This window comes from Dietzia sp. CQ4, from assembly GCF_014145125.1.
Taxonomy (GTDB): domain Bacteria; phylum Actinomycetota; class Actinomycetes; order Mycobacteriales; family Mycobacteriaceae; genus Dietzia; species Dietzia natronolimnaea.
The window spans coordinates 1-10,142 of sequence record NZ_JAALDZ010000097.1 but is presented as its reverse complement, the minus strand read 5'-3'; the positions used below and the strand labels follow the sequence as shown (position 1 = coordinate 10,142).

General features: G+C 69.6%; 11 protein-coding genes. 6 read left to right on the top strand and 5 right to left on the bottom strand.

The window, feature by feature from the left end; all coding sequences use genetic code 11:
• Window positions 1–98: 98 nt before the first annotated feature.
• A complete protein-coding gene (locus G6031_RS06545) occupies window positions 99–515 on the bottom strand; it encodes a PaaI family thioesterase (RefSeq protein WP_182638530.1) in 417 nt (138 codons plus the stop codon).
• A gap of 174 nt (window positions 516–689) precedes the next feature.
• Entirely contained in the window at window positions 690–1,454 is a 765-nt protein-coding gene (locus tag G6031_RS06540; RefSeq protein WP_182652811.1) for a hypothetical protein, read from the bottom strand.
• Window positions 1,455–1,750: 296 nt separating this feature from the next.
• Here G6031_RS06540 and gndA point away from each other — a divergent pair, with 296 nt between their 5' ends.
• The 3 genes from gndA to G6031_RS06525 are packed head-to-tail and all read left to right on the top strand — an operon-like array spanning window position 1,751 to window position 5,498.
• Window positions 1,751–3,223, top strand: coding sequence for an NADP-dependent phosphogluconate dehydrogenase (gene gndA, locus G6031_RS06535; RefSeq protein ID WP_182652810.1), 1,473 nt, complete (start codon window positions 1,751–1,753; stop codon window positions 3,221–3,223).
• On the top strand, window positions 3,190–4,518 hold the full coding sequence (locus G6031_RS06530; RefSeq protein ID WP_182652809.1) for a DEAD/DEAH box helicase: 1,329 nt from the start codon (window positions 3,190–3,192) through the stop codon (window positions 4,516–4,518). The genes gndA and G6031_RS06530 overlap by 34 nt, the downstream gene beginning before the upstream one ends.
• Window positions 4,515–5,498, top strand: a complete 984-nt coding sequence (locus G6031_RS06525) for a hypothetical protein (RefSeq protein WP_347238453.1) — start codon at window positions 4,515–4,517, stop codon at window positions 5,496–5,498. Before G6031_RS06530 ends, G6031_RS06525 begins: the two co-directional genes overlap by 4 nt.
• Here G6031_RS06525 and G6031_RS06520 read toward each other — a convergent pair.
• A complete protein-coding gene (locus G6031_RS06520; RefSeq protein WP_182652808.1) occupies window positions 5,455–6,390 on the bottom strand; it encodes a hydrogen peroxide-inducible genes activator in 936 nt (311 codons plus the stop codon). The two genes, G6031_RS06525 and G6031_RS06520, sit on opposite strands and share 44 nt — an antisense overlap.
• Before the next feature lie 154 nt (window positions 6,391–6,544).
• Here G6031_RS06520 and G6031_RS06515 point away from each other — a divergent pair, with 154 nt between their 5' ends.
• The 3 genes from G6031_RS06515 to G6031_RS06505 all read left to right on the top strand — a co-directional run bounded on the left by G6031_RS06515 (window position 6,545) and on the right by G6031_RS06505 (window position 8,755).
• A complete protein-coding gene (locus tag G6031_RS06515; protein ID WP_179525225.1) occupies window positions 6,545–7,141 on the top strand; it encodes a peroxiredoxin in 597 nt (198 codons plus the stop codon).
• Window positions 7,138–7,662 carry a carboxymuconolactone decarboxylase family protein gene (locus G6031_RS06510; RefSeq protein ID WP_179525224.1) on the top strand — a complete coding sequence of 175 codons (525 nt, stop codon included), beginning with the start codon at window positions 7,138–7,140 and terminating at the stop codon, window positions 7,660–7,662. Before G6031_RS06515 ends, G6031_RS06510 begins: the two co-directional genes overlap by 4 nt.
• Window positions 7,663–7,837: 175 nt before the next feature.
• Window positions 7,838–8,755, top strand: a complete 918-nt coding sequence (locus tag G6031_RS06505; RefSeq protein WP_182644276.1) for a hypothetical protein — start codon at window positions 7,838–7,840, stop codon at window positions 8,753–8,755.
• A 115-nt stretch (window positions 8,756–8,870) separates the two neighbouring features.
• Here G6031_RS06505 and G6031_RS06500 read toward each other — a convergent pair whose 3' ends face one another.
• The gene (locus G6031_RS06500) at window positions 8,871–9,587 is read right to left on the bottom strand and encodes a DUF3159 domain-containing protein (RefSeq protein WP_347238452.1); all 717 of its coding nucleotides are present in this window, start codon (window positions 9,585–9,587) and stop codon (window positions 8,871–8,873) included.
• Window positions 9,584–9,982 carry an OB-fold nucleic acid binding domain-containing protein gene (locus G6031_RS06495; RefSeq protein WP_179525222.1) on the bottom strand — a complete coding sequence of 133 codons (399 nt, stop codon included), beginning with the start codon at window positions 9,980–9,982 and terminating at the stop codon, window positions 9,584–9,586. The genes G6031_RS06500 and G6031_RS06495 overlap by 4 nt, the downstream gene beginning before the upstream one ends.
• Window positions 9,983–10,142: the final 160 nt, after the last annotated feature.

Here is a 10,142-nt window from a genome sequence, read left to right as displayed (position 1 = left end):
GCGCCCGGCGGGACATCCCGCCGGGCGCTCTCGCAGTTCTGCCCCGGTTGTCGCCGCGCGCCCCGGGCCGGACAGGGCTTCTCGCCCGGCGACCGGGCCTACTGGAGGTTCGCCAGCCGGACCTGACCCACGGCAGCGAGTCGCCCCTCGTCATCGGTGATCTCGACACGCCACAGCTGCTGGCTGCGTCCCCGGTGCACGGGGGTACCGGTCGCCGTGAGCGTGCCCTCGGTGACGGCCCGCAGGAAGTCGGTCGAGTTGTTGACCCCGACCACCTTGCCCTCACCACCGAGCCACACCGCGCCCGCCACACTCGCGACCTCCTCGGCGATGGCACAGTAGACGCCGCCGTGGACGATCCCGTAGGGCTGGTGCAGGTGCGGCGCGATGTCGACCGAGACCACGACCCTGTCGGGAGTGATATCCCGGTAGTCGATGCCGATCCCGCCGCCGAAACCGGTTCCGGACCGTCCCCGGATCAACTGGATGAACTCGTTCTCGACCGCGTCGGACATCGGACCTCTTCTCCCGGCCCGGGCCGTCCGGGCGATTCGGGTACCGACGCTACCGCGCCTCCGCGTCCGCGCAGCCGAGCCATGCGGGGTCACGCGCGTCAGGTCAGGTCAGCCGGGCCCAGCGGGCCGGGCCGGGTCAGGCGGGATCAGCGGACCGAGCCGGGTCAGGCGGGATCAGCGGACCGAGCGCCAACCCCTGTCGCGCACCGGGATCGGTCCCGATCCGGGCGTTCGCGGAAGGGCGCTGCGCCTCCGTACCGCCAGACCGGACTCGTGGAGCGCCTGCAGCACCAGCTGTCCGCGGCGGTATCCGGTCTCCGCACTCGTGTCGGCGAAGGTCGGGACGATCGTCGCGGCACCCAGCACGCACTCCCCGACCACCGACCACAGGGTGTCGACGCTGCAGTTGCTCACGCGGGAGAGATCGTCGAACACCGGACTCAGGGTCATTCGTGACCGGCAGGCGAGCCACTGCGCGAGGGCCTGCTCGCACGGCAGGACAACGGTCCCCGGCGAACCCGCGGACGGATCATCACAGAGCAGTCGCAAGGTGGTGTCCCGGACGCCCGCCCAGTCGAGCCCTCCCTCGATGTCGGTGCGGACCGCGAGGTTCTCCGCACCCGTGTCCCACACCCGGCCGATGGTGACGAAGCTCGCGACCGCCCGGCCGATCACCCCGTGGGCGAACGCGTCGGCGACGAGGTACGTCGAGAACCGGATGTCCCCGGACTCCGCGAAGTAGTTGCGGAACATCGTCTCGACACGTCCGCCGTCCACCGCACGCTCCAGCGGAACCCACCGGCGGCGGGACTGGCTACCGAGATCCGCGATCGAGTAGAACTTCGGGTATCCCGGTCTGAACCCGGCGAGTACCTCGACCGTGTCGTCGAACACCGTGCGCGTACCCACGATCTGTGTGGGCAGCATGGAGCTGGTCATGTCTGCTGCTTCCCCCTCGCTGATCACTTCTCACTCGGGCCGCCTGCACACCGGCGCCACACCGCGGCGCGTTTCCCCCCGTTCCGCGGGTGCACCGGTGTCCCGGCCCGGTAATAAGTGATACAACACACCACCTCGTACAACCAAGGGTTTCGGACCGGTTCCGGCAATCGTTGCACTCAGTGCACCACTGATCTGTCAGCAAACACTCAGGTTCGCGGATGCCCGCCGGACGGCCCGTCTCCCCCATCGATGCAGGTCCACTGCCCGGGAACCCGTGGACTACTCTGAGACACATGAGTACTGAGCGCGAGGACGCGCAGCCGACCTCAGACACCAACGGGACCGCCGACATCGGAGTCACCGGACTCGCCGTGATGGGCTCGAACATCGCACGGAACTTCGCCCGCCACGGGTACACGGTCGCCGTTCACAACCGCTCCGCCGGCAAGACCGACGCTCTCCTGGACGAGCACGGCCGGGACGGGGACTTCGTCCGCACCGAGACCATCGAGGAGTTCGCCGCCGCACTCCGGTCGCCGCGACGTGCGCTCGTCATGGTTCAGGCCGGGGCACCCACCGACGCGGTGATCGACGCCCTCGCCGAGGCGTTCGACGAGGGCGACATCATCATCGACGGGGGCAATTCCCTCTACACCGACACCATCCGCCGGGAGAAGGCGATGGCCGACCGCGGGATCCGGTTCATCGGCGCCGGGATCTCCGGCGGCGAGGAGGGCGCCCTCGAGGGCCCGTCCATCATGCCGGGTGGCCCGGCCTCCAGCTACGAGGTCGTCGGGCCCATGCTCGAGGACATCTCCGCCAAGGTCGACGGGACCGCGTGCTGCACCCACATCGGCGAGGACGGTTCCGGCCACTTCGTGAAGATGGTGCACAACGGGATCGAGTACTCGGACATGCAGCTCATCGGCGAGGCGTACCACCTCCTGCGCGGTGTGGCGGGGATCGAGCCTGCGGCCATGGCCGAGGTGTTCCGCGAGTGGAACACCGGCGAACTCGACTCCTACCTGATCGAGATCACCGCGGAGGTGCTCGCCCAGGTGGACGCCGAGACCGGGTATCCCCTGGTCGACGTGATCGTCGACCGCGCGGGCCAGAAGGGCACCGGCCGCTGGACGGTCAAGTCCGCACTGGGTCTGGGTGTCCCGGTGACCGGCATCGCCGAGGCCGTCTTCGCCCGCGCCCTGTCCAGTTCGGTACCGCAGCGCGAGGCGGGCCGCGCGCTGCCCTCCGGCGCGGTGTCGACCCCGAGCGGCACCGGCCCAGAGTTCATCGAGGACGTCCGGCGCGCGCTCTACGCGTCGAAGGTCATCGCCTACGCCCAGGGATTCGACCAGATCACCGCTGCCACCGCCGAGTACGGGTGGGATGTGGCGAGGGGCGACCTGGCCACGATCTGGCGTGGGGGATGCATCATCCGCGCCACCTTCCTCGACCGCATCCGCGAGGCCTACGCGGAGAACGCCGATCTCCCCACTCTCCTGGCCGCCCCCTACTTCGCCGAGGCGCTCGCCGACTGCGTCGACAGCTGGCGGCGCGTCGTCACCACGGCGGTGACCGCAGGTATCCCGGCGCCCGGGTTCTCCGCGGCCCTGGCCTACTACGACGGGCTCCGGACCGAACGACTGCCCGCCGCGCTCATCCAGGGACAGCGCGACTTCTTCGGCGCCCACACGTACCTGCGGACCGACCGCGAGGGCAGCTTCCACACTCAGTGGAGCGGCGACCGTACGGAGGTGCGGGCCTGACCGGGCCGGCTCGGACCGATCTGGGCCGTCTACTCGCCGGGCTCGGCGTCGCGGTCCCGGTCAGACACGCCGTCTCCACCGTCGTCGACGGCCCGGCGAGCGCGATCCAGATCGCCGCGCTCGACGACGCCGTCGCGGGCCGCGACCTCCTCGCGGTCGCGCCGACCGGCTCCGGCAAGACCCTGGTGTTCGCGATCGCCGTGGCGCACCGACTGGCCGGGGCCCCGAGCCTGGCTCTCCGGCCGCGTGCCGTCGTGGTGGCCCCGACCCGCGAGCTGGCGGTGCAGAACGCCGAGATCCTCGCCGAGGTCGGCGCGGGCGCCGGGCTCCGTGTCGCCACGTTCGTCGGCGGTCAACCGCTGTCCAAGGACCGCAGAACCCTGGTGGCGCCGGTCGACATCGCGGTGGGGACCCCTGGACGCCTGACCGATCTGATCCGGACGGGGGCCCTGTCCACCACCGACGTGCAGGTCCTCGTCCTGGACGAGGCGGATCACCTGATGGGGCTCTCCTTCGGCGAGCAGACCGCCTCATTGCTCGCGGACTGTGCTGACGCGACGCTCCTGTCGACGACGGCCACGGCGGACGCCGCCGTCGAGGACGATCTGCGCCGGCGACGCCCCGGACTGTGTGTCCACCGGGTGGACTCCCCCGTCGACCCGACCCCGGTGACGGTCGCCGCCGGCGCCCCCCGCCAGCTCATCGTCGTCTCCGCACCGGACCCGGAGGAGTACGCGATCGCACTCGCCGCCCGCTGCCGCAGGGCATTGTTCTTCGTCCCCCGCCGCGACGCGGTCGAGGAGTTGCGCGCCTCCATCGCGGCGACCGGGGTCACGGCGGCCGGCGTGGCGGGTTCCGCCTCCCCGACCAGGCGCGCCGGTGCATTCGCCGATCTCGCCTCGGGCGCCGTCAGGGTGCTCGTGAGCACCGACCTCGCCGGTCGCGGCCTCGATCTCGACGGGATCGGCCACGTCATCCACGTCGGGCCTCCCCACTCGGTCCAGGACCTCGTCCACCGCTCCGGCCGTACCGGACGTGGTGACGACACCGCCGGCGTGGTGGCCGCGATTGTCAGACCCTCGGAGGTCGCCCGGATCAGCGCGCTGGCACGCGAGGTCGGCATGGCCGTCGAGCTCGTCGACCCCTCCGGCCCCCGGGCCGCGCGCCTCCTCGACGACCTCTTCGGGCCGGAGATCGCGCCACCCCGACGACGGCGGGAGTCCGCTCCCCCGGCGCGATCCCGACGGCCCGCCCAGTCCCGGGTGCACCGCCCCAAGAAGAAGCGACGGTCGTGAGCCCGCGGCGCCAACCCGCCGACCCGGTTCTGGTGCCCGAGCGCCTCTGGCGGGCGCTGGAGCGCCGGCACACCGAGGCCGTCGACTCGCTGACCACCGACCACCTCGAGCGTCGACGACGAGGCGAGCCGCACCCGGTCGCGGACTTCCTGTTCACCTACTACCGGACGAGCGTCGCCACCGTCCGACGCTGGCATCCCGGCCCGGGGATCATCCTGGAGAACGCCCACCTGACCGAACGGGCGCAGTGGCGCCACTACGAGCGGACCTCCCTGCGCGGTCGGTCCGGACTGATCGTGGATCCCACGTCCGTCCTGTCCCGATGCGGCCCCCGCCTGTCCCGCGCGCGCGAGATCGTCGAGGCCACCGCGTCCAGGCCGGGCGCACTGGGTTGTTTCGGCCTTCACGAGTGGGCCATGCTCTACCGGGGAGGCGACGATGCCGTTCGTCATCCCCGGGTGCCCCTCCGGGTATCTCAGCCACTGATCGACGACGTCGTCGACGGATCCCGGCTGCGGTGCACCCACTTCGACGCCCTCCGGTTCTTCACCGAGGCCGCCGTCCCCCTCAACAAGGACGTCCTCACCCGCGCCGAACAGGTCCGCAACGAGCAACCGGCCTGCCTGCACGCCGGTATGGATCTCTACTCGTACGTGGCGGACATGGAGGCCGGCGCCCCCGGCGAGCTCCTGGTGGACACGTTGGCCGCGGCCTTCGACGCCCGCGAGGTCGACATGCGGTCCTCGCCCTATGACCTGTCCGCCTGGGGACTCGACCCGATCCCGGTGGAGTCCCCCGAGGGACGAGCGGTCTTCGTCGCCCACCAGCGCGGATGGGTCGCGCGGACACAGGGGCTCCGCGCCCGTTACCTGGAGGCGGCGCGGGCCCTGGAGTCGACGAACCCCACCTGCCCGGCCGGCGCCGGACGACCGCCGGTCAGGCGGCAACCGCCCCGAACAGCCGCTGGGCCACCTCGGTGATGACGCTCCCGAGCTCGGCGTAGGCGTCGTCACTGGCCGTGGCCGTGCGGAGCACCAGACCCATCGTCCGGCCCGGTGCGGGCGCGACGAACCTCGCGACCCCGATGCCGGGGTCGCGGCTCTCGGACACCACGGCCGACTCCGGCACGATCATCACCCCCAGCCCCCCGGCGACGCACCTCACCGCGGTGGTCAGGGACGCCGCCCGCGACCCACCACGACCCAGGATCGGAGCCGAGACCCGCCGGCACAGGTCGACGGTCTGGTCACGGAGGCAGTGCCCCTCGTCGAGCATCAGCAGTGGGAGATCCACGAGGGCCTCGAGCGAGAGGCCCTCCTGCCCGGCGAGCGGATGGTCGGCCGGGACGAGGAGAGCGAACGGTTCGGTGTACAGGGGCATACCGATGGCACCCGCGGCATCGGTGGGAAGAGCCATGATCGCGACGTCGATCGCCCCCGAGCGCAACTGCTCGAGCAGTCTGGCGGTCTGATCCTCGACGATCCGGGGCCGCAGATCCGGGAAACGCTCGGTCAGGGCGGGCAGCAGACCCGGCAGCAGGTAGGGCGCCGCCGTGGGGATCACACCGATGCGGACGTCGCCCGACAGCGGCCCCCCGCTGCCGGCGGCGATGTCGGCCACCGCGTCCATCGCGCCCACCGCGGCCCGTGCGAACGGGAGGAGCTGGTGCCCGACCGGTGTGACGAGCACCGTCCTGGTACTCCGTTCGACCAGGTGAACCCGGAGTCCCTCCTCCAGAGTCGCCAGGGCCTGGGAGAGCGACGGCTGGCTCATTCCCAGCTCCTCAGCGGCACTGCGGAAGTGGAGGCGCTCCGCGACAGCGAGGAACACCCTGAGCTGGGTCACGCTCGGAACGAACCGCTGATTGGCCATGTCGATGAGTGTAGGACGATCAATAGCCCCACGTCGATGATTATTCACCCTCCCCTATGGGTGATCTTCACCTCATTAGGCTTTACCTCTCACTGCGCGTCGGGCATAGTCTCCCCTGCCCGTTCAAGAACGGCCCATAACCCAGGAGGATCACATGGCACTTCTCACCATCGGCGATCAGTTCCCCGACTTCGAGCTCACCGCACTCAAGGGCGGCGACCTCCAGCAGGTCAACGCCCAGCAGCCCGAGGACTACTTCGAGACGATCACCAACCAGTCGTACGCCGGCAAGTGGCGGGTGATCTTCTTCTACCCGAAGGACTTCACCTTCGTCTGCCCCACCGAGATCGCCGCGTTCGGCAAGCTCGACGAGGACTTCCAGGACCGCGACACGCAGGTCCTCGGTGGCTCGATCGACAACGAGTTCGCGCACTTCAACTGGCGCGCGACCAACGACGAGCTCAAGGGTGTCCCGTTCCCGCTCCTGTCGGACATCAAGCACGAGCTGATCCGCGCGCTCGGTGTCGAGAACGCGGACGGGGTCGCCGACCGCGCGACCTTCATCGTCGACCCGGACAACGTCATCCAGTTCGTCTCGGTGACGCCTGATGCCGTCGGCCGCAACGTGGACGAGGTCCTCCGTGTCCTCGACGCCCTCCAGTCGTCCGAGGTCTGCGCCTGCAACTGGCAGAAGAACGACCCGACGAAGAACATCAACAAGATGGACATGCTGCAGGAGGGCATCAAGTGACCATCGAGAACCTGAAGTCCGGGCTCCCTGAGTTCGCGAAGGATCTCAAACTGAACCTCGGCTCCCTGGCGCGCTCGACGGAGCTGTCGCCGCAGCAGCTGTGGGGGACCTTCCTGGCCACCGCCGCGGCGACCCGGTCCGAGACCGTGCTGTCCGAGATCGCCGACGAGGCGCGCGAGCACCTGTCCGACGAGGCGTTCAACGCCGCCCTCGGTGCTGCGTCCATCATGGCCATGAACAACGTGGCCTACCGCGCCAAGGAGTTCCTGGGAGACGACTACGCCCAGGTCCGCATGGGCCTCCGGATGAACATCATCGCGAACCCGGGTGTGGAGAAGGCCGACTTCGAGCTCTGGTCCATGGCCGTCTCGACGATCAACGGCTGCGAGAACTGCACCGCCGCGCACGACGACGTCATCCGCAAGGAGGGCATCACCAAGGAGCAGGCCTGGGAGGCGGTCAAGATCGCCGGCACCGTGGCCGGCGTCGCACAGGCTGTCGAGATCCACGCCAACATCTGACACCCTCGTCCGGTCAACGGACCCGGAGCCCCGTCGACATCGTCGACGGGGCTCCACGCATTTCCCCGCCCCGACCGTCGAGTTGGCACTCCCCAAAACGCCCGGACAGGACTAGGTTCGGAGCCAGGCAGGTGGAAGAATCTTTCACACCGACGCGAAGAGATCTGGAGATGCCATGACCACCGGAGGTACCCCGTCAGGAGACGGGAACCCGAACGATCCGACCGGCACCGGCGCCGCCCAACAGAACTGGGGCGGACAGCAGTACGGCGGACAGGGGGACGCGCAGGGATTCGGCCAGGAGCCCTATCCCGGACAGGGCTACGGCCAGGAGGGCTACGGCCAACAGGCTTATGGCCAGCAGGGATCCGGAGGGCAGGGCTTCGGCCAGCAGCCGTACGGTGACCACGGTTACGGGGCCGGGTACCCCCAGTCCGGCCAGGGGGGCGGGCCGGTGATGACGGGCAGGGTGTCCGCCACCGACGCCATCGGCGCCGGCTGGCAGATGTTCAAGAACAACCCGCTGCCGTGGGTTCTGGTCACGTTGGCGATGTTCCTCGCCAACGGGCTCGCGAGTTCGATATCCAACTCTCAGTCGGCGTCGGTGGCGTTCCTGGGCTCGATACTGGCGATCGCCGTGAGCTTCCTGTTCCAGGCTTTCATCATCCGGGGAGCCCTCCTCGAGGTGGACGGGCACAAGCCGGAGATCGGCGACTTCTTCAAGTTGCAGAACTTCGGGGCGTTCGTCATCGCCGCGATCCTCGTGGCGATCGCGACGTCCATCGGGTTGATCCTCCTCATCATCCCCGGCATCGTGATCGCGTTCTTCCTGTACTGGACCCTCCACTTCGTCGTGGACCGCAACATGACCGCGATCGACGCCATGAAGTCCAGCGTCAACGCGATCAAGTCCGACGCGGGAAACCTGTTCGCTCTCGCGGTGCTCAACATCCTCGTCGTCGTGGCAGGTTTCCTCGCCCTGTTCGTCGGGCTCCTCATCGCGATCCCCGTGGCCACCCTGGCCTCGGTGTTCGCCTACCGCACCATCACGGGCCCGAGCGAGTTCTCGCGGATGGCGACGAGCACGGTCTGACCACCGCGTCACTCGCGCTCGCGGCTGACGGACACGAGCTGGGCAGACGACGGCCCCCGGCGAACTCGCCGGGGGCCGTCGTCCATCCGAGGTGATGCCGTATCGGTCGTGCGTGTCAGTCGTGCGTGGTGGGTTCCCGGACCTCCGCGGGCTCCCTCTCGTAGACCATCGCGCGCCGCACCGCCCAGATCGTCGCCGCGAACGCCAGCAGCGCGAGCGGCCAGCCCATCGCGATGCGGGCGGCCCCGAGCCAGTTGACCTCGTCGTTCAGATAGAGCGCGTACTGTAGCACTGCGCGTATCGCGAAGAGCCCTGCCCAGATCCACGTGGCGACGGCGTACCACCGACGCGCTTTCGGGTGACGGCGCCAGGACATCCCTTTTCCGTCGAGCAGGCCCCAGATCACCCCGACGAGTGGCCACCGCGCGAGCGCGGACAGGGCGAACACCCCGCCGTACACCGCCTGCGTGATGATCCCGTAGAGGAAGTATCCCTTCGCGCTTCCGGTGCGCCAGGCGATCAGGACACCGATCGCGACCCCGAAGAAGCCGGAGATCGCCGGCTGGGGGTTCTCCCGTCGGACCAGTGACCACGACAGCATGGCGACCGCCACCCCGAGCGCCGCCCAGATCGCCACCGTCAGTCCCCAGAAGCCGTTGACGGGGACGAAGGTCAGGATGGGGATCGACGAGTAGACCAGGCCGCGGACGCCACCCATCTGCTCGAGCAGCGAGGCGTCCGGGTCACCGAACGCGGACTTCCGCTTACCTCCCGCGCTCTCCGGGGGCACTTCTCCGGTGGACTGCTCGCCGGCCCGCTCAGACTCGGTCACACTTCTCCTCCGCGTGTAGCGCCCGGTTGCCCACTGAGCAATTCGTAACGTGGATTGAACATGATCTTCTGGCCGGACCGGACGCCGATACGCCCGGTCACCTTGACGAAGCGGCCGGTGTCGATACCCGGGATCGAACCACGTCCCAGCCAGCACACGTCCACCGCACCCGTACCGTCGTACACCTCGGCGGTCACCCCGAGGAACCGCTCTCCCCCTCCGGACAGGACTGTGCGCACGCGCCCGGCCAGGGTGACCATCTGCCCTCTCCGGGCGTCCTCGACGGGCGAGCAGCCGATGCCCTGAACCGCACCGGCCAGGTCCACCGCGTCGAGCGATTCGAGCGGCGCGGTCAGCCGAGCCGAGAGACCACGGAACATCCGGGTGACGGGCATGGCTCCCCTCTCAGCGCGTCGGTCGGTCAGAGATCGTCGGTGGAGCGGAGCCGGTCCATGGCGCTGCCGTCCCTGCGGGGCCGGGACTCCGGCTGCCGAGGCTGTTCCCGGGTGGGGGTCGGGCTCGGGGCCGGGGCCGGTGTTCCCGCCGCCGGGGCCG

Excerpts from the sequence above, each read along its gene's own strand:
- G6031_RS06515 (WP_179525225.1), top strand. The coding sequence starts at position 6,545 with ATGGCACTTCTCACCATCGGCGATCAGTTCCCCGACTTCGAGCTCACC.
- G6031_RS06505 (WP_182644276.1), top strand. The coding sequence starts at position 7,838 with ATGACCACCGGAGGTACCCCGTCAGGAGACGGGAACCCGAACGATCCG.
- gndA (WP_182652810.1), top strand. The coding sequence starts at position 1,751 with ATGAGTACTGAGCGCGAGGACGCGCAGCCGACCTCAGACACCAACGGG.
- G6031_RS06520 (WP_182652808.1), bottom strand. The coding sequence starts at position 6,390 with ATGGCCAATCAGCGGTTCGTTCCGAGCGTGACCCAGCTCAGGGTGTTC.
- G6031_RS06495 (WP_179525222.1), bottom strand. The coding sequence starts at position 9,982 with ATGCCCGTCACCCGGATGTTCCGTGGTCTCTCGGCTCGGCTGACCGCG.
- G6031_RS06540 (WP_182652811.1), bottom strand. The coding sequence starts at position 1,454 with ATGACCAGCTCCATGCTGCCCACACAGATCGTGGGTACGCGCACGGTG.
- G6031_RS06545 (WP_182638530.1), bottom strand. The coding sequence starts at position 515 with ATGTCCGACGCGGTCGAGAACGAGTTCATCCAGTTGATCCGGGGACGG.